Here is a 20,650-nt window from a genome sequence, read left to right as displayed (position 1 = left end):
TGACTATGGATTTATTTTGATTAATTTTTTATCTAAAAATGAAATAGGTACTTAACACCAAAATTGTAATGATTAATCCTACTGTTTTTGCGTGTTTCCAAGGAGTAATATCAATTTCTTCTGTAATTTTAGGGATATAAACATCAGTTTTAGGACTTACTTTACCTATCACTAACATGATAATAATGTTAATAACAAATAGAATTCCCATGATGTGAAGAAAGTGTGGATATGCCTCCGCTTCAACAAGACTTACCTTTTTTACATAAGCTTCAATATTTGTAACGTTTATTTCTTTATAATACTCAATAGCTTGTTCTTCGGTCATTTTACTCAAAAAACTACTACTTTTCATGTTATTACTTTCTAACGCTTTTTTAGTAAAGTATGGTTGTAAGCCTAACAAACTTATTAAATACATTAAAACACCAGCAGTAAGTACTATTTTTGCGGCTTTAGCTGGTACATGTTTTGTTATAATACCAACCGAAACCACAGCTAAAATGGGCACACTTAAACTTCCTAATGCTTGTTGTATATAAGAGAATAATCCATCTGGAGCATTGGCAATAAACGGAGAAATACTCATGGCTACTAGTGCTAAAAACAAACCAAAAATTTTACCTGCTTTTACCGTATCTTTTTCTGAAGCATTTTTATTGAAATATTGTTTGTATAAATCGAAACCAAACAAGGTTGCACTACTATTTAATAAACTGTTGAAAGAACTTAATACTGCTCCAAATAATACTGCTGCAAAAAAGCCTAAATAAGCACCTGGTAACACTTTACGTACTAAAGCCGGATAGGCTTGATCCGCATTTTCTAAGTTTCCTTGAAAAATATGCCATGCAATAATACCTGGTAACACAACAATTACAGGAATTAAAAACTTAACAAAACCAGCCAAAATCATTCCTTTTTGCCCCTCTTTTAAACTACTTGCTCCAAAAACTCTTTGTAGTATAGATTGGTTTGTTCCCCAATAATACATTTGGGCAATCATCATACCTGTAAAAATAGTTCCAAAAGGTATCGAAGCATCTGCTCCCCCTATAGCATTAAACTTTTGAGGATTTTCTTTCCAAAGTATGGATAATCCTTCTGAAAAACTATTTTCTCCAATATACATTAGCCCAAAAACCGGTATTAATAATCCTCCAATTAATAAACCTACGGCATTTACTAAATCAGAAACTGCTACTGCTTTTAATCCTCCAAAAATTGCATAAATAATTCCTATAATTCCAATAGACCATACGCAAATCCATATCACAGCAGTTTCAGATATTCCTAATGCTGTGGGTAAATCAAACATAGTACTAAAAGCTAATGATCCAGAATATAAAATAGTGGGAAGTAAAACGACACCAAAAGCTACTAAAAATAATATGGATAAAATTGCTTTTGTTTGATGGTCGAAACGATCTTGTATAAATTCAGGAATTGTAGTAATACCTGACCTCATGTACTTTGGCAGTAGGTATATTGCTGTAAAAATCATTGCTATTGCCGCTAAGGTTTCCCAAGCCATTACTAGTACTCCTTCTGAAAATGATTGTCCGTTAAGTCCCACAATTTGTTCGGCAGATAAATTAGTTAATAGTAAGGAACCAGCTATGGTAATTGCACCTAAGCTTCTACCTCCTAAATAATAACCTTCAGCAGAATTTTCATCTGTTCCTCTAGTTGCATACCAAGCAATAAAGGCTACTAATAGCGTAAAACCAACAAACGAAAAGATCGATAAAAAATCCATAAATTTATTTTATTTTAAGTTGAATTAATCCACAAGCTGGCACTTCAAATTCATGAATACCAGAATTTAAGTTTATAGAATCTTCTTCAATTTTTTCACCTTTACAGTTAAAAATATTCATATGATATTCTCCAAGATCTATTACATTCTTCAGTATAATAGTAGTTGATAATTTTCCATTAATTATATCTAGACTATTAGACTTTTTGTTGATTTCTATAAAGTAGTCGTCATATACTCCTACAATACTTTTGTTTTCCTTAGAAACTTGTTTTATGGGGTAATTTGCTAACGGTTTAAAAGGAATAAAATATCCATTGGTGATTATATCTCTGTTTAGATTCCAATATTTGGTGTAGAATTTAATCATTTTTAAATGATCTTCAGGAATATTTTTTAATACTACTGAAATTTGTGGTACTCCAAAAAGTGTATTGACTAATTGTAAAGCTGCAATCTCTACCTTTTCATCAGTATGCCAAGTAATCATATCACTATGAACTGCTGTATTACCTGCTAGCATTTTTATATCTGCTATTCTCACTCTATTCATTGTTCCATCTCCTGGACAATCAAAAGCTCTAAACATGTTTCCATATTTACGCATTGCAGGCCCTGTATATTTTTGTCTGAATTCAATAAAAACATTAGGATTTATATTTCTTAAGGTATACATGACATCCGTTAATAGCCTATCTACTGCTTCATTTATAGAATGAAAATCCATTTCATCATTTTTCTCTTTTATAGTATCTGGATACAGTTTAAAATCATCTATAAAATCAAGTTTAAATCCATCTAAATTCCATTCTACTAATGCTGTTTTATAGATGTTGATTAAATATTCTCTGACTTCTGGATATCTAGGATCGAAAACTGGTGCCCAGCGATGATCCTCCGTAAGAAACTTTCCTTTAAAACGTTGATAAGCTTCTGAATGTTTACCACAAAAAGGAACGGAGTACCAAAAACCTACTTTCATTCCAGTAGCATGCACATCAGCAACAAACTTTTTAGTTTCTGACAATCGTTCAGGCTTCCAATCACCAGTATAATCATATCCTCTATTACTATCATTGGTTTGCCATCCATCATCTATGATTATAGCTTTATAGCCTAAATCATAAGCTATTTTACATTCTTCTATTAGTGTTTGTTCTTTTAAACTTTGATGAAATTGATACCATGTAGAATATAAAGGCATCTGTGCTATTTCTGGAACAAAAGCTGGTTGTAGAGCCTCATAAGTTTCCCACCATTTTGATACGCCTTTAATCGCTTCAGAAAAATGTTTGTCTCCTGAATCTATTCTAATCTGAGCATTAAAATGATTCAATTTAGAATGACGCTCTTTAAACATTTCAATATGACAATAAAAATGATCATCTTCCTCTCGTATTACTGCGTCTAACTCTAATTTATTAATTGCATTTGAACAAGAAAACGTATGTATATTTTCATCATTATTTCCAAACAAACAAATAATAGGTGAATCTATTGAAATTCGAGATTCCATAGGTTTTAGTTCCCAATCTGCTTGAATACGTTTTGCAAAATCTGTAGTAGGTTTCCATATTCCTTTTACATTATGAGCGGGTATTTTCCATGAAAAAGAAATTGGTTCTGGAATGGCAGGTTCTACTGCGGTTATATTGATGTCATAAATAGTTATTCCATCCTGATTATAAATTGTATTAACTTGTGTTTTAAAATTATCTGTTAATCCACCTATTTGTATGTCTTTATCTAAAATAGTTGATATTCCTATGTTCATTTTTTCTTTTTATTAATTGAAAAAAGTTTTGCTCTCTGATTGTTTTGAGTCGCTAAAACTATCTGTTCTCCCTTTTTATTTTTAAATTGAATGATATGATTTGACTGTCCAGGCACATAAAATCCTGAATTATTATTTTTTACTACTTCAAAACCATTTTTACCTCCTTTTAGATACACTCCTATAAGTCCGTCGTTATAACCATAATTAGTCTCACTGGTCATATCATTACCTACCAATAAAGCATCTAAATATCCATCATTATCTATATCTTTTATAGATATATCATTAATGGGGGCTATTTGGCAAGTTTGGGGTAATTCTGTAAGTTTAAAATTACCGTTTCCTAAATTTTCTATATAACTACTTGAAAAAGTTGTTGCTTTTAACGTTACTTTTTCTAGGTTTTCGATTTGTAAAATTTCTTCATAACTCGCTTTTGAAAAGGCTCCATAAGTTGGGTATCGTTTTTTTAAACTCACCACTTGTTTCATTATATCATCCCTTGATTGTACTGGAAATAACGCTTCATTATTAGGTGAGTTCATATGATATTGTCCAATAATAGGATCTATACTTCCATTACCATCAAAATCATTAGCATATACGTATACTGGTTTATTTTTTTGGGGTTTAATAAATCCATTAGTTCCTTGATTACCTATTAAAAAATCAACATCTCCATCATTATCAAAATCACCTGACGCAATAGTATTCCACCATCCATTAGTTTCAATTGAATTATTATGGTTATCTATAAAGTTAAATGTAGTTTTTTCTAGCTTTCCTTTATTATTGATTAATATGGTAATTGGCATCCATTCACCAACTAATATTAAATCATCCCATCCATCGGAATTTATATCTTCCCATACAGCATCTGTGATCATTCCTAGAGTTGCTATCTCCTTATGAATTATATCTGTAAAAATTCCATTCTTATTTTCCAACAAATAACTTTTAGGAGCTGTAGGATAACGACCTGTAACTATTCTAGTTCCTACAAAAAAATCTATATCACCATCTTTATCAAAATCGTTAGGTCTTACACAAGAACTAGTTGTATACAGCTCTTTTGGTAATTTATTTTCAGCTAATTTGAACTCACCTTCTCCATTGTTTATATAAATTCTATCTTGTAGTTCCTTAGCATTATCGGGGAATTCTGAACCTCCACTTGCCACATACATGTCTAAATCATTATCTCCATCGATATCAATTAAAGAAATGTCTGTATCTTCACTTTCATTGCCAAGTGTTTGCTTTAATTCAAAATTACCTACTGAATTTTCAAACCAAATTGTTAAAGGTTCACCTTTACTTCCTCCAAGAATGATTTCATCTCCAGTTTTTCCATCAATGTCTCCCGCTGCTACACATGGACCAAACTTTGAATATTGACGGACTAATAGATGTTGCTTTGTATAATCATGACCTTTATTTTCTTTATGTTCGTACGCTATTGTTTTAGAGATATCTCTAAAAATCGTTTGATTATGGGTTAAGTGTTTAGTATACTCTTTAGCTAAAAGTATGTCAAGCTCAATAGTTGTGTTGGTATTAATTTCTTTTAGTTTAGAAATTTTTCCATTGGGCCAAATTACTTGTAGTGAATCTGCTTTGATTGAATCTACCCCAAAATGGACAATTGGTTCCATAGAAGATAAATACCCTCTAATTACGGATTGATATTGATGTTGTGATTTTCCATTTTGCCATAGGGTTATTTTAGCTCCAATTGCCTTTTTGTTTTTAAACGTACCCTTTAACTTTACTCTTAAAAAGTTAGTATCCTCAAACTGCTCTGCATTATTTTGTAGTACAAAAGCATTTTCATTACTGTTGTTTACTACTATATCTAAATCTCCATCATTATCTAAATCAGCAAATGCTGCTCCATTTGAAAATGATGCTTTTTCCTCCATCCATTCACTACTAACATCCTTAAATTGTATTTTCCCATTGTTCTTATAAAAATAATTTGGCAGATAAATACCGGGTAATTCTTTAAGCATTTTTTTGAGCTTTTGATCTTTGGATTTTTGATCTCCAAAAATGGTACTCTGCGATGAATAATTTATAAAATCTAAGTCGGTAATATCTTTTACATATCCATTGGTTACAAATACATCTTTATCTCCATCATTATCAAAATCAGCTAAAATGGGAGCCCAACTCCAATCAGTAGAAGACATTCCTGACATAAAACCTACTTCACTAGCTTTCAATAATGAATCTTTGAGCATTCCATTGTGTATTTGTAATGTGTTATGCATAAACTGTGAAGCATAGTAATTACGTTTACTCAATAGGTGTTTATCGTAGTTCATACTTCCTAACATTTTCTTTTGCCTTTGATATTCCTCTGGAAGCATATCTACCACCAAAACATCTGGATTTGCATCATTATTTACATCTGCTACATCCACACCCATAGCATTATAGGTAAGATGTTTAAAAATGAACTGATTAGACTCTTTAAAACCTAAATGTGTATTGGTTTGTATATCTACTCCTTGATTTAAATACAATAAATCTTCAGTAATAAAGTCATTAGAAACATAAATATCTGGTAAATTATCATTATTAAAATCCTGAATAGTTACACCAAGAGCAAAACCTTTATATAGTATTCCTAAATCTTTAGAAACATCTTTATACACAGGATGATTGTCTCCTTCTTTTTGTTCATTTACTAATAAAACATCTGTTAAGTTTTCTGGCAAATAACGTTTGGGTAATGGTGAATTTTTATCATATTTCAAGTTCCCATTTCTAGCAATAAAAACATCTAAATCTCCATCTGTATCAAAATCAAAAAAGACAGCTTGTTGGCTATATTCTCCTTCGTTTAAATTATAAGCTGCTGCTTTTTCTACGAAAACGGGTATGCCTTTATTGTTAGTTCCTTGATTGACAAACAGTAAATTATTACAATCATTATTACAATTTGCTCCACCAACACTTAGGTAAATGTCATCCCAACCGTCAGCATTTATATCAACTATGGCAACACCTGTAACCCATTCTTTAGAGGGTATTATTAATCTTGACTCTTCAGTTATATCTTTAAATTCAAACTCTTTTTGATTTAAATATATTTTAGACGGAACTTGGTTTCCAGTGAAAATAATATCTGAAAAACCATCATTATTAAAATCACCGATACCAACACCTCCCCCATTATACACATATTGAAAAGTAACTACATTTAAGGAATCATTTTCAGTTATTGTATTTTCAAAAGTAATATTGGATTTTGAAGATGGTACAAATGTAAATTGTTTACTTAACTTCTCTTGTTTACAGGAGATTGTAAACAAAACAATACATATGGCGAAAAAAAGGGTCTTAGTTTGCAAATTATTTATTTTATATCACTAAAAATCAATACAAAAGTCAAATTTATGTATAAACTTGACTTTTGTAAAAACAATGATTAATGGAATGGTTAATATCCAGGGTTCTGACCTAATCCTGGATTTGCGTCTCGTTCTGAATTTGGTATCCAAACTAATTCGTGCTTTGAAGTTTGAAACACTCCTCCGCTTAATGATTTCGGATGATAGGTTTGTGAACCATTAGTTACATGTAATGATGTAGCTCCTAAATAATCGTCTGCCAAGCCCCAACGTACTAAATCGAAAAAACGATGACCTTCACCAGCAAGTTCCATTGCTCTTTCATCTATAATAGCTTGTTGCGTTTGTTCCTTGGTTAATCCAGAAGCTACAGGTGTTAAACCAGAACCTGCTCTTTGTCTTACCATGTTAATATAGCCTATAGCTTGTGACGTCATATTATCTTCATTCAATGCTTCTGCTAGCATTAATAGTACATCCGAATACCTTATAACTCTCCAATTATTTCCAACATTGGTTCCTAAAAAATCTACTTCTGCTCTAGAACCTATATCCATTCCTGAATATTTTTTTGAGAAAATAGGTTCTACACTTGCATCATTAGCTACTGTAATATCTTCACTTAAGTCTGTTAAAAAAGCTTCTCCTCCATATCCTGTAGCCCCAGGATAATCGTAAGCTAATGTTTCATTTCTTCTAAAGGTATCATTATTTGATTCAAATAGATTTTTTAACCATGGATTTACCACATGGCTTCTATCTGGAGATTTTGTAGGTGGTGCATAATCGATATGATAATTCCCCATAGTTCCTGTTTGTGGTATATCTGACCCCCAAACGAAATTAGCTTGACCTAAAAATTGCAGTTCAAAAACAGATTCCGCATTATTTTCATTCGTAGTTGAGAAATTCTCACCGAATTGTGCTGCTGGAAGTAAGCTATATTTACCTACTAAATCATCTAAAGTTTCATGTGCTTTTTTCCATTCTTTCATATATAGGTAACTTTTACCTTTTAATGCCGTAGCTGCTCCTGAAGTTGCTCTACCTAAATTTTCGCCAGTCCAGCTATCTGGTAACATCATTTCTGCCTTTTCTAAATCTGCTATAATTTGATTCCAAACATCTTGTGGAGCAGCTTGATCTACCAGTAAATTATCTAAATCTGGTAATTCTGTAATTAAAGGAACATTACCATATAAGTTTAATAGATACCAATAATCAAAAGCTCTTAAAAAATAAGCCTGACCTACCAAACTATCGTAAGATGTTAGATCTTTAGAAGTATTTATGATGATATTATTACATCTGGCAATAGATTTATATAATTCTTGCCATGGTTCTGTTGCCCATCTATCTCCCGGATTTCCTAAAAAAGTAGACATTGCTGTATTGCTTCCAAAAGGAAATACATTGAATTCATCTGAACGTAATAGTGCTCCAGTATGTACAATTCTACCCCAGAAAAAAGTTCCTGTTACTGGATGAAATGCTCCATTTATTGCCGCTTCTACTTGTTCTACTGAAGTACCAAAATTGGCGGTTGATGTAGCATTATTATTTTGTTGATTTAACACATCATCTGAACACGACACTACAATGAAAATTAAACTAAATATTGCAGTTCCTATTACATATTTATAACTGAAGTTTTTTATTTTTTTCATAATTAGTTTTTAAAATTTTACTTGCAATCCTAAACTAAATGTTCGAGCATTTGGATATGCTCTTGCATCTAAACCTCTACCCAATAAAGAGTTAACATTTGTTCTTAATCCTGGCACCCCTGAATTTAAATTGGCACGACCACCATTTGTTGATGCTACATCAGGATCGTAGCCGCTATAATCGGTAATTACAAATACGTTTTGAACGTTGAACGATAACCTTAGATCGTTAATCCATTTTACACCTAATTCTCCTTCTTTAAAAGAATATCCAACCTCTATATTTTTAAGTCTAAAATATGAGCCATCTTCAACAAAGAAAGACGAAGGCTCTCTATTTCCTTCCGGATCAGCTACAGTTGCTAAAGGAATATTAGTATCTGTATTAGTAGGTGTCCATGAATTTAAAACTTCACTCAGTTTTCCTCCATCTTGCCACAAAATATTATAGTATCTACCTAAATTATAAATTTCGTTTCCTTGTACCCCGTTGAAACTTAAAGCAAAATCGAATTGCTTATACCCTCCATTCATATTTAAACCATAAGTAAAATCTGGAGTTGGATCACCAATAATTGTTCTATCATTATCATCTACAGTTCCATCTCCATTAGTATCTACACGTACAAAATTCCCTGTAGCAGGATCTACTTTATCTTCAATTACCCAACCATAAAATGCTCCAACAGGGCTATTAGCTTGCGTTCTATTCACTACTCTCAAATCTTCATCAACTCCTGGTCCTAATATGGTAGCAGGCACATCTTTTGCTTCATTTTTTAGATTGAAAGAAAAATTAGTGGCAATGGTATAGGTAAATTCTCCTTCAGATTTGTTATAACTCAAATCAAATTCTAATCCGTTATTTACTAATGTTCCTGCATTTCTAGTAACTGGTAAACTTACACCAGCAGTAGATGGGACATTAATTGGTACTAAAGCATCTTCAACATTTTTAGTGTAATAATCTGCTGTGAATTTAATTTTGTTATCTAAAAAAGCCATATCAATACCAATATCAAATGTCTTTGTAGTTTCCCAAACTAAATTATCATCTGCCAACGTTGTTTGCGCTAAACCTGTTGCCAAAGCTCCTCCAAAACTAGTGTTGGATTGATTTGCTAAAAACACCGCTTGAGTTGGATAAAATTGATCTGGATAAGAGCCTAATTCACCATACGAAGCTCTTAATTTTAAGAAATTGATAGCTTCTAACTTCCAAAAATCTTCGCTACTAATATTCCAAGCACCAGAAAAAGCAGGGAAATAACCTACCCTATTCGCTTCAGCAAATCTGGATGATTCATCTCTTCTTACTGTAGCTGAGAATAAATATTTATTATCATAATTGTAATTTACTCTTCCAAAATAAGATAGTAATGCTGCTGTATTATTTTCTCCCAAAGTTTGAACTACATTAGTGAGTGCACTAGCAACTTTGATACTGTTTGCCGGTGTACCTTCTCCATACAATCCGTTACTATTTTGATTTTCTATAAATCTAGTGTGTCCTAAAACAACATTTAGTTTATGTTTTTCATCAAACTCAGTATCGTAAGTTATTGTGGGTTCAAATAATAAGTTGATATCCTCTTGTCTAAAATCAGTTAAATCATTGAACTCATTAAAATTTCTGACTGGATCTATTCTAGTTGCTGGATCCACTGTAGTCATTAAATATGTTGGTGTAAATTGAAAGTTTCGTCTGTTTGTATAATCTAAACCGAAATTAGTACCTAATGTTAATCCTTCTAACACTTCATAATCTATTTTTAGACTTGTAAATAGTGTTCTGGTAGTTTCTAAATTTTCTTCTAAAGAAGCCAAACCAAATTGATTTACACCACCTGGACCATGAATATCAGACGTAGGACCATCAAAACCTCCTTCGAAATTTGGATTAGTTCTGGCAATAGTTGGCGCTGTTGTTCCATCAAAGCCATACCAATTATTCTCTTGTAATTTACCTTCAGTTACACCTAAAGATTGAGTAATTTTAAACTTTCCTAAAGTATGGCTAGAGTTAAATCTGGCGTTTAATCTTCTAAAGCCTGATCCAACTAAAATTCCATCTTGTTGAAAATAATTCAAAGACCCAAAATATGAAGATGCATCACTTCCTCCAGAAATAGATATTCCATATTCTTGTAGCAATGCAGATTGTAATGATTCTTCTTGCCAATCAGTACTAACTCCATTCCAAGTAACTCTAGTAGCTGAACCATCATTCTGAAAACGTTGATTCAGATAATCAGTAAACTGCTGTCCATCAATAAAATCTAGTTTTTTACTTGGTGTATCTACACCTGTCCTAGAATTAAAAGTTACAGACAGAGCTCTATTTTTACTACCATGCTTAGTAGTTATAAGCACTACTCCATTTGCTGCTCTAGAACCATAAATAGCTGCGGCTGCAGCATCTTTAAGTACAGATAAATCATCAATATCGTTAGGATTTATGTAGTCCATATTATCTACAAACAATCCATCTACGACATAAAGAGGATCTGCATTACTTAATGAATTAATTCCTCTAATAAACACATTTGCAGATCCTCCAGGTTGCCCCCCAAAACTTTCAACTTGGATACCTGTTAACTTACCTTGTAAGGCTGTAGTTGGGTTACTGGCAACTGTATTGACTATATCTTTTCCTTTGATAGAACTAATAGCACTTGTAGATTCTCTTTTACTAGAACTACCATAACCTTGTATAATTACTTCATCTAAGGTACCAACATCTTCTAACATCACTATATTCAATTCACTTTGGCCACTAAACTCAATTTCTTGAGTTTGAAATCCAACAAAACTAAATAAGATAATATCTCCTATTTGTACATTATTTAGTTTAAAGTTACCATCCAAATCAGAATTTGTTCCATTAGTAGTACCCTTAACAAGAATATTTACACCAGGAAGTGGAAAATCCTTATCAGATACTTTTCCTGAAACCGATTGAGCATTTACTACAAAACCAATAAGAATTATGGTTATGCACAACATAAGTTTCATTGTTTTTTTATTCATAAGCTTGATATTAAAGTTATTATTGAATCATAAATGTAAATACTACACTTATTGAAGTTTTCATAAAAAATCTAAGACTGTTTAAGGTCTTAGTTGGTAAAAAATTCAAACTGTGCTACACTATGCTACACACAAATATAAGCTATTTTTTTACATATTTGATAATTTGACAAAAAAAATAGTTTTTAATTACAAAAAACCAAACCTAAACTATTGGTTTTTGAATTATAATGAATTCCTTTTTTTTACCTCTAAAGAAATTATTTTGTGAATTGTAGATTGGTTTTTGATATGTTGGGCTACCAGTAATCCCATTTCTTTAAAATCTGTAGAAATTGTAGTAATACCTCCCGATATAATTTCTTTTACTGTATTATCATTATGCGCAATTATTCCTACTTCTTCTCCTATAACATATTCTTTCAATTTACAATCTCTGAGCAGATACCATAAATCAGCATCTCTTATTGTAAAATACAGTGTATTAACTTGTACCGAATTTTGTGTATATTCTTTTTCTATCTTTCCATTAACTTCATATAAGCGTATAAACTTTTCAAATGCATTTTGTATTCCTTTTGGGTAATCTGCATTATCTGTATATAATAAAACCATTTCATTATACTTTTTTATAGCTGGTAGTAACTCTTCTAATAATGAAAAGGTTGATCTCTCAAATTCTTGAGCAATGAATGAAAACTCATTAGGCAATTCTATAAATCTGTCAATAATCACTAGTTTTTCTGACGGAAATCGCAGTAAAATTTTTTGCACCTCCAAATCTGGTATTGGTGCTATAGCATACATTCCATACTTCCCTTTAATAGAGTTTACGATATTTTTAAATATAGAAAGATTATTATGATGAAAGAAGACATCAATATGATATGCTTCTCCTAACTCTTTTCTGAATGCATTATAAAAATCTTCTTGAAAAGAATGAAAAGCATATAACAAAAGAGCGACCTTCAGTTTTACTTTTGTGTTTGTGTTTAAAACATAATATCCTTTAAAGTTTTTAGATTCTACTAATCCTCTTCTTTTTAACTCCTCATAGGCTCTAACAATTGTTTTTCTAGCGTAACCTAATTCACCAACCATATGGTTAATTGACGGTAATCTATCTCCTTTTTTTAAAATGCCATCGTTTATTGCATTTAAAATTCCATGCACTAATTGTTCATGTTTAGAATATAAACTTTCGTCTTTAAGCTCTTCTATTTTGAGAAACAATTTATCCATGATATCATATTTAAAATTACACTACAAAGTATATTCCTTGTGCTAAAAGTTCTTTATATTTTTCATAATCAAACTTATAATAAAACGCCCCTTTTCTGGAACTCGTTTTATCTTTTTCCTCCAGCTTAATTAGTACTCCGAATGATAATACTTTTTTTCTAAAGTTACGCGAGTCCATTTTTCTTTGATAAATTGCTTCATATAAGCTTTGCAATTGCGGTAAAGTAAATTTTTCTGGAAGTAATTCTAGACCTATAGGTTGGTATTTGGCCTTTCGTCTTAACCTAGCCATAGCGTCTTCAACCATTTGATTGTGATCAAGTACTAAATCTGGAAGTTCATCGAAAGTATACCACATAGCACCATGCTTTTCAACTAAATCTTTATCATAATCATCGATTCGTATTAAAGCATATTGACCAACTGATACGCATCTAAAACCTGGATCTCTTTCTACAGCATTATAAGTTTTAAGCTCTTCCATAAATACATTTTGTAATCCTGTAATTTCATGAAGAACTCTACTTGCGGCATTAGAAATACTTTCTTCTAATTTCACAAAACTACCAATTAAAGAGTACTCTCCTACATTAGGCTCAATCCTTCTTTTAAAGATCAATAATTTTAATACCCCATTATCAAAACCAAATATAATACAGTCAGTTCCAATATACATTTTATCATGTACCTCATAATAGTCTTTCTCCCACATATTTTACCCTAGATCTATATAATTTTCTACTCAAATGTAGTCAAATTTATTCGGATGAAATCTTCTTGTCATGCTTCCAAAAAAATAAACGTATTTTTTACGTTAATAATTTTTTACCTATATTGCGAACTCAAAAACTTAATTTGGAAACACTTAATAAAGACTATTTTGAAGACTTTGAGACTGAGTTAACAGTATTTTCACCAGGTAGAATAAACCTAATTGGAGAGCATACTGATTATAATGATGGCTTTGTATTACCAACTGCTATTGATAAAAAAATCTCTCTCTCATTTAAAAAGAATAATACTGCTGAAACGTGTAATATTTACAGTAAAAATTTTGATGCTTTTTTACAATTTCAGCTAAGTAAGATTGAGCCTAGTACTACAGAATGGGAAAATTACATATTAGGGGTAATTCATGAATTTCAAAAAAGAAATGCTCCAATTACTGGATTTGATTGTGTCATTCACAGTGAATTACCTATCGGAGCTGGTATTAGTTCTTCTGCTGCTCTAGAATGTGGAACTGCAATAGGAGTTAATTCTTTATTCAACTTACAATTTTCTTCTGAAGATTTAATTACATTTTCTCGAGATGCAGAACATAATTTTGTAGGCACAAAATGTGGAGTTATGGATCAGTTTGCGGTAGTAATGAGTGAAAAAGATCATCTGTTACTACTGGATTGTAAAACATTAGCTTATGAACTTATTCCTTTTAATTTTTCTCCTTATAAATTACTTTTAATCAATACGAATATTTCTCATAATTTAGCTAGTAGTGAATACAATAAGAGACGAGAAGAATGTGAATTAGGAGTAAAAATAATTCAACAAAACTACCCAGAAGTTACATCGCTAAGAGATGTTAATTTAGATATGTTGAACAGTCTAAAACCTGATTTAGATGAAACAATCTACAGAAGATGTAAATATGTTATCTCAGAGAACAACAGGGTTAAGCAAACTGTTAAAAATCTAAAAGAAAGCAATTTAAATTTAGTGGGCGAATTGATGTATGCTTCTCATGAAGGACTTAGAAATTCATATGATGTAAGTTGTCCTGAACTAGATTTTCTCGTTGACTTTTCTAAGTCTTACGAGCTTATCTTAGGTGCTAGAATGATGGGTGGTGGTTTTGGAGGTTGTACAATACACTTAATACATCAAGATTTTATTAATGAATATACTGAGATTGTTTCTGCTGCTTATCAAAAGCAATTTGGAATTAATGCAACTGTTATAGAAGTTAACCCTTGTCAAGGAAGCTATATAAAAATATGATTTATAATAGATTATATATTATAGAAATAAAGTCTCAAAACAAATCAAAGTAACTTAAGAATGGAAATTTTCACAACTTCACATATTAGAAAAAATATATTAACAGGAGAAGAAGTTTTAGTATCTCCACACAGAACAAAACGCCCATGGCAAGGTAAAGTTGAGGATGAGATAGAACCGATAACAATATCATATGATGAAAACTGTTATTTATGCCCTGGAAATACTCGTGCTAATAACGAAGTCAACCCTAACTATACTTCTACTTTTGTTTTTAAAAATGATTATGCGGCATTAAAGGAAGATGTAAAAGATCTGAAATATTCTAATGGTTTATTAGAAGCTAAAAGTGAACAAGGAATTTGCAAAGTTGTTTGTTTTTCTCCTGATCATTCATTGACACTTTCGAAAATGGAGGTAAAAGATATTGAAGAAGTAGTTCATACGTGGCAGCATGAATTTAAAACATTAGCTGAACTTTCTTATGTTAATAATATTCAGATATTTGAAAATAGAGGTGAAATTATGGGATGTAGTAACCCTCATCCTCACGGACAAATTTGGGCTCAAAATTCTATTCCATTAGTTATTCAAAGAAAAACTGAAAACTTTAAAAACTATTATAAACAACATCAACAAACATTATTAGAAGCGTATATACAGCAAGAATTAGAATTAGATGAACGTGTTGTTTATGCTAATGATAGTTTTATTCTAGTGGTTCCTTTTTGGGCTGTATGGCCATTTGAGACCATGATAATACCTAGAAAAGCAAGCTCAAATATTCTTCATATGACAACTAAAGAGATTACTGATTTTGCTACCATTATAAAAAGAGCTACTAGTATTTACGATAAGGTTTTTAATGTTTCTTTTCCTTATTCATCAGGTATACATCAAGCGCCTGTGAATAATGAAACAAATTTGGGTTGGCATTGGCACATGAGTTTTTTCCCTCCTTTATTACGATCTGCAACTGTTAAAAAGTTTATGGTTGGATATGAAATGTTTGCTACACCGCAACGTGATATTACTGCTGAAAAAGCAGCTGAAATGCTTAAAGAAATTAACACTAAACTTCAATAATATTAATAAAAATCCCTGTAAAAAACACAAGCCATATGTTCCCCCTAAATGGCTTGTGTTACTACTGAATAATCAATATGATTATTCTAAAATATGTTCCGTTTTTAAAATTTTAATTTTTCATTTTTATCCCAAATCCCCCAGTAAGCCCCTACATCTCCTTCATCTCCTACTTTCCATGACTCATCAAAAGAAGAGAAATAAAACATTGGTATGTTCTCTTCTAAAGCCCATAATTGTGCATTTATAAAATAATGCAGCGCATTTTCATAAGATGGCATGGCAGCCTCCAAGCCTTCTTCTCCTTGACTTGGCCAACCCGTTTCAGTAATAATTACGGGTTTTCCTTGCGCAGCATCTCTAGCCTGATCATACATTTGCTTCATATATATCAAAGAGTAATTAATATGACAACCTTCCCAATAAGGATAACAATTGGTTAAAATAACATCACAAGCTTCTGTAATTTTGGGCCTAGCAGAAAACTCATAATAAGCATCTACATATCCCATAGGAACATGAATCGGTAACTTCTTTTTTACATAATGCATAAAATCCAACAGTTCTGCTTCGGTTAAATCTTTACGATACATTACTTCATTACCTACAGCTGCTATATCTACATAACCTTTGTTTGCCAACACTATCAACCCTTCTATTTCTTTTTCATTGATTTCAGGATCGTCCCCTAACCAAGCACCAACTAATGTTTTGATTCCCATTTCTTTTGCTATAATGGGAATTAATTCATTTCCTTCCGTACAAGAAAAAGAACGAATCCATTTGATGTGTGGTTTCATAATAGCAAGACGTCTTCTGATTTGTTCTTCTGTTAAATCATCTCCTGGTTGTTGTCCTTCTTCATAAAAACTAGCACATAATCCATGCATACCCCTTTCGAGTATCTCTTGAAAAGTTTTTTTTAGCTCCTCAATTGATTTTTGGTTCAGGGAAAATCCTGAACTATACATCAATGATTTTAGTTTGCCTGCTCTGTACGACATTATTTAATGTTGCTTTTAGTATTTAAGTTGTTCGTTTTTATCCCAAATTCCCCAACGTGCTCCTACATCTCCTTCATGATGTACTTTCCAAGACTCATCGAATGAAGAGAAATAAAATATGGGGATGTTTTTTTGTTGAGACCAATGCATGGTATTGATAAAATATTTCATTGCATTGGTTTTTGAAGGTTCAGCGTTTTCAGTATTCTTCCCTTTATTAGGCCAACCTGTCTCTGAAATAATTACTGGTTTTCCATTTGCTATTTGTTGCGTTACTGCATACATTTTCTTTAAATAATCTGAAGATTTTTCTACACTACTTCCCTCCCAAAAAGGATAACAATTTGCTAAAATCAAATCATTTACTTCGATTAGGTTTGGGCGTTCTACAAATTGATAGTATGCATCAACATATCCTACAGGAATATCTGGTATGGCCTGTTTTACTCTTTTAATATAACTTAACAACTCTTCTTCAGTTAAATCTTCACGAAGTAATACTTCATTTCCAACAACAGCTACATCTACCAATCCTTCTTTAGCTAAGTTGATTAGATTTGTTATTTCTATTTCATTTTGATTTTTATCAGCACTAATCCAAGCACCCACCATAGTTTTTAAACGTCTATTTTTAGCCACTTTTGGTATCAATTCATTACCATCTGTACAAGAAAAAGATCGAATCCATTCTGTATAAGGAGCTACAATATCCATACGCTGTTGTATTTGAGCTTCTGATAATTGATCCCCAATATTTTGTCCTTCTAAATACGGACTAAAACATATTCCATGTAGTTTATTGCCCAATGTACTTGCAAAGAGTTTGCTTATTTCTTGTTGAGATTTAGTGCTAAAATCAATAGTTGTTGCGGTATCAATTTTCAAATCAGAAGACCATAACGATGCTAATTTATCTGCTTGATAGTAAGATGAACTTATTGGCTTTTTACGACGATCTAATGCTTCACGAATTTCATTTGCTCTTTCTTCTGAAACACTATAGTTACGCATCACGTACATTGCTGCTATTGTTCCTAAAATTGGGAAAAAACAAAAAAATGCATGTAAACCATCTACCGAAGCTTGTTGTGACGTGGTTGGTAAATCTGAATTAAATCCTACAACCCAAATGATAACCCCACTCAAAGCACCAGCTATAGCATACCCAACTTTAACCATCCACCAATAAATAGCTCCAAAAATTCCTTCTCTACGTTTCCCTGTGTTTAGTTCATCGATGTCAATAACATCTGCTGTCATAGACATCATAATGGTGAATAAACTACCTATTCCAAAAGAAAAGAATGGCAACGCTATAATATACATCCACGGTTTTCCTGGTATAAACAGAAAATACAACATGATGTATCCTGCAATAGAAATAGTTTGGCTAAGCATAAATGCTTTTTTCTTACCTAATTTCTTTGACAACCAAGCTACAATCGGTATCACAATAAAAGTGGTTCCTAAAGCACCTAAACATCCAAACAAGGAAACCCAAATTCCAGAAGCTCCAGCATCTCCATTAAATAATTTATATACAATTACAAAAAAGGTCAGTGATGATACTGCCATGAATGCATTATAAATGAAAAATGTTGCTGAGCATAGTTTTCTAAATTCTTTTATTTTAAAGGCTTCTCTAAAGCTAGTACGGATTTTTTGTAAACTGCCTCCGATATTTGAAAGGTTTAGAGGCTCGTAGTCTTTATTTAGAGTAGATTCGCTCTTAATAAATAATGCAGGAACAATAGCACAAATAGCACAAGGAACTGCTACCCAAACGGCTAGCTCTCTTGCAGCGACATCAGCAGATGGAAACCATTCAGGATCATACATAATAATCCAAAATAAAGGAGCTATGACCCATGCCCATTGTCCAATCCATTGTGCAATTGCCATAATATTTGTGCGTTCATGAAAATCATCACTCATTTCATATCCCATGGCAACATAGGGTACACTAAAAAAAGTGAGTCCTAAATAAAACACCACAGACCAGAGAAAGAAATACCAAAAATTATACTGTACGGAATTTTCTTTAAACAATTGCCACATAAACACATAGGCAATTCCCATTATAATTCCACCTATTAAAACATATTGCCTGCGCCTACCCCATTTCGATTTAGTATTATCAGAAATAAATCCCATTAATGGATCTGTAATTGCATCAAACAAACGTGGAAATAAATAGATCATTCCCCACATCAATCCTGTAAACTTTAAATCTTCAACTAAGACGACCATAAAAATACCAAGTATAGCAGGAAACATTTGATTGGCAAACATACCAATACCAAAAGCGATTTTTTGACCTAATGGAACTTTTACTGATTGTGACATAATTAATCTATTTAATGAATGGAATTATAATTTGAATTTTTAGCATATGTATTGAGTTATTTTTACATCATAATTATCAAATACATACTATTTTATTTAGGGTACAATTACCAATTCTTTCTTGGTAGGTGGCATTGAAACTTCTATTAATAATGCTTCTTTATTGCCTTGGTATGTTTTTCTAATAGGATTTCCTCCACGAGTTAGCCCATTAAAAACTCCGTTATCAACCATTTCCCATAATGCGTATTTAGCTTTACCTTTAACAGTAAATAATCCAAAATGATTTTCTGAACCACCAGGGTTTTGTGCATCTTTCCACATTTCGTCAAAAGCTTCAAAATAGAAACAAGACATACCTTCTTTAGCAGTCCAATCTCTCATGTGTTTATAGAATATGGCTTCTTTGTATTCATCTGTAGCTTTAGAACCTGGATTTCCATAGAATCCATTAGAAGAACTAGCCCAGCCTGTTTCGCCAATATGAATGGGTTTTTCTATACCAATACTTTTCATATACCGTTCCACTCCATGATACTGTGATTCTGCATAACGACGAGAACGTAACATCGCTTCATCTATCTTTTCAAGGTTAGATAAACTGTCTTCTTTTTGTGCAACTCCCCAAAAACGAGGGTTGTAATGCGTATCGTGCATTGGATAGGTATGCATAGAAATAAAATCTACAGCCGCAATCAGTTTGTTCAACTCATCTACATGGTATTCATTACTACCGCCTCCCCATGAAGCAAAATTATCGGAACTTGTAATCCATAAGTCTTTATCAAGTTTACCTTCTTTTTTTAATTTTTGAAGGTGATTTACCCATTTTAAAATTATCCAAGGTTCTACATAGTAACTTGTTGCCCATTTCACCATCGCTTCATTTCCTACAGCTATCATTTTTATAATATCAGGGTATAGCTTTGCTAAAGCTACAGCTCGGGCTATTTCTTCTTTATTTTTTTCACTTTCTTCATTATGATTTACAGGTTGAGCGGTCCAAGCATTTTTACAATCAATCCAAGCGCCTAACATTACATACATTTCAAATTCTGCATTCTCTTTTTTTAACTCACTAATTGCTTTAACTACATTAGTAGCATGAGGTAATTGAACATTATATGTACGTAAAAGTTTAATTCCCATGGCATGAAGAATTTTCATATCTTCTTTCAATTCTTCTATTGTGGGTTGTATGTCTCTTGTATGTTTTCTATAACCTCCATATGAAATCGCTAAATACTCTGGATTTCCTAATATATCTTTAGCTGTCACTTGTTGCTTTTTTATGGAATGTTTCTTAACGTTTTCCTGTTTTTGAGCACACGAGACTATTAGTAGTATTGTAAAAATTATGTGTACTCCTAATTTCATTT

At 31.9% G+C, this 20,650-nt stretch carries 12 protein-coding genes; 2 read left to right on the top strand and 10 right to left on the bottom strand.

Annotated features, from left to right (window positions below; genetic code table 11):
- Positions 1–28: 28 nt before the first annotated feature.
- The 7 genes from BVC87_RS02525 to BVC87_RS02495 all read right to left on the bottom strand — a co-directional run bounded on the left by BVC87_RS02525 (position 29) and on the right by BVC87_RS02495 (position 13,546).
- Positions 29–1,759, bottom strand: coding sequence for a solute:sodium symporter family transporter (locus tag BVC87_RS02525; RefSeq protein ID WP_075340774.1), 1,731 nt, complete (start codon positions 1,757–1,759; stop codon positions 29–31).
- A 4-nt stretch (positions 1,760–1,763) separates the two neighbouring features.
- On the bottom strand, positions 1,764–3,533 hold the full coding sequence (locus tag BVC87_RS02520; protein ID WP_075340773.1) for a glycoside hydrolase family 36 protein: 1,770 nt from the start codon (positions 3,531–3,533) through the stop codon (positions 1,764–1,766).
- The gene (locus BVC87_RS02515) at positions 3,530–6,856 is read right to left on the bottom strand and encodes a VCBS repeat-containing protein (protein WP_234974623.1); all 3,327 of its coding nucleotides are present in this window, start codon (positions 6,854–6,856) and stop codon (positions 3,530–3,532) included. The genes BVC87_RS02520 and BVC87_RS02515 overlap by 4 nt, the downstream gene beginning before the upstream one ends.
- Positions 6,857–6,984: 128 nt before the next feature.
- Positions 6,985–8,562 (bottom strand): RagB/SusD family nutrient uptake outer membrane protein, encoded by a 1,578-nt coding sequence (locus BVC87_RS02510; protein ID WP_083629210.1) that lies wholly within the window; start codon positions 8,560–8,562, stop codon positions 6,985–6,987.
- 9 nt (positions 8,563–8,571) lie between these two features.
- Positions 8,572–11,592, bottom strand: coding sequence for a SusC/RagA family TonB-linked outer membrane protein (locus BVC87_RS02505; protein WP_075340772.1), 3,021 nt, complete (start codon positions 11,590–11,592; stop codon positions 8,572–8,574).
- A gap of 225 nt (positions 11,593–11,817) precedes the next feature.
- Positions 11,818–12,834, bottom strand: a complete 1,017-nt coding sequence (locus tag BVC87_RS02500; protein WP_075340771.1) for a GntR family transcriptional regulator — start codon at positions 12,832–12,834, stop codon at positions 11,818–11,820.
- Positions 12,835–12,850: 16 nt separating this feature from the next.
- The gene (locus BVC87_RS02495; protein WP_075340770.1) at positions 12,851–13,546 is read right to left on the bottom strand and encodes an NUDIX hydrolase; all 696 of its coding nucleotides are present in this window, start codon (positions 13,544–13,546) and stop codon (positions 12,851–12,853) included.
- 143 nt (positions 13,547–13,689) lie between these two features.
- Here BVC87_RS02495 and galK point away from each other — a divergent pair, with 143 nt between their 5' ends.
- Both galK and BVC87_RS02485 read left to right on the top strand, forming a co-directional pair.
- Complete coding sequence (gene galK / locus BVC87_RS02490; protein ID WP_234974622.1) at positions 13,690–14,835, top strand: galactokinase; 1,146 nt, start codon at positions 13,690–13,692, stop codon at positions 14,833–14,835.
- A 60-nt stretch (positions 14,836–14,895) separates the two neighbouring features.
- A complete protein-coding gene (locus BVC87_RS02485; RefSeq protein WP_075340768.1) occupies positions 14,896–15,921 on the top strand; it encodes a UDP-glucose--hexose-1-phosphate uridylyltransferase in 1,026 nt (341 codons plus the stop codon).
- Positions 15,922–16,025: 104 nt separating this feature from the next.
- Here BVC87_RS02485 and BVC87_RS02480 read toward each other — a convergent pair whose 3' ends face one another.
- From BVC87_RS02480 to BVC87_RS02470, 3 genes are all read right to left on the bottom strand, one after another.
- Entirely contained in the window at positions 16,026–16,925 is a 900-nt protein-coding gene (locus BVC87_RS02480) for a glycoside hydrolase family 17 protein (RefSeq protein WP_075340767.1), read from the bottom strand.
- A 15-nt stretch (positions 16,926–16,940) separates the two neighbouring features.
- Complete coding sequence (locus tag BVC87_RS02475) at positions 16,941–19,271, bottom strand: MFS transporter (protein WP_075340766.1); 2,331 nt, start codon at positions 19,269–19,271, stop codon at positions 16,941–16,943.
- 96 nt (positions 19,272–19,367) lie between these two features.
- Positions 19,368–20,648, bottom strand: a complete 1,281-nt coding sequence (locus tag BVC87_RS02470; protein ID WP_075340765.1) for a glycosyl hydrolase family 17 protein — start codon at positions 20,646–20,648, stop codon at positions 19,368–19,370.
- Positions 20,649–20,650 lie beyond the last annotated feature (2 nt).

It is taken from the genome of Tenacibaculum agarivorans (assembly GCF_001936575.1).
GTDB lineage: Bacteria > Bacteroidota > Bacteroidia > Flavobacteriales > Flavobacteriaceae > Polaribacter > Polaribacter agarivorans.
The sequence above is the reverse complement of the archived record's forward strand: the minus strand, read 5'-3'. Positions and strand labels throughout refer to the sequence as shown.

Bases quoted from the DNA above. Each gene is read 5' to 3' on its own strand.
- BVC87_RS02480 (WP_075340767.1), bottom strand. From the start codon at position 16,925: ATGTCGTACAGAGCAGGCAAACTAAAATCATTGATGTATAGTTCAGGA.
- BVC87_RS02510 (WP_083629210.1), bottom strand. From the start codon at position 8,562: ATGAAAAAAATAAAAAACTTCAGTTATAAATATGTAATAGGAACTGCA.
- BVC87_RS02485 (WP_075340768.1), top strand. From the start codon at position 14,896: ATGGAAATTTTCACAACTTCACATATTAGAAAAAATATATTAACAGGA.
- BVC87_RS02470 (WP_075340765.1), bottom strand. From the start codon at position 20,648: ATGAAATTAGGAGTACACATAATTTTTACAATACTACTAATAGTCTCG.
- BVC87_RS02500 (WP_075340771.1), bottom strand. From the start codon at position 12,834: ATGGATAAATTGTTTCTCAAAATAGAAGAGCTTAAAGACGAAAGTTTA.
- BVC87_RS02475 (WP_075340766.1), bottom strand. From the start codon at position 19,271: ATGTCACAATCAGTAAAAGTTCCATTAGGTCAAAAAATCGCTTTTGGT.
- BVC87_RS02525 (WP_075340774.1), bottom strand. From the start codon at position 1,759: ATGGATTTTTTATCGATCTTTTCGTTTGTTGGTTTTACGCTATTAGTA.
- BVC87_RS02495 (WP_075340770.1), bottom strand. From the start codon at position 13,546: ATGTGGGAGAAAGACTATTATGAGGTACATGATAAAATGTATATTGGA.
- BVC87_RS02505 (WP_075340772.1), bottom strand. From the start codon at position 11,592: ATGAATAAAAAAACAATGAAACTTATGTTGTGCATAACCATAATTCTT.
- BVC87_RS02520 (WP_075340773.1), bottom strand. From the start codon at position 3,533: ATGAACATAGGAATATCAACTATTTTAGATAAAGACATACAAATAGGT.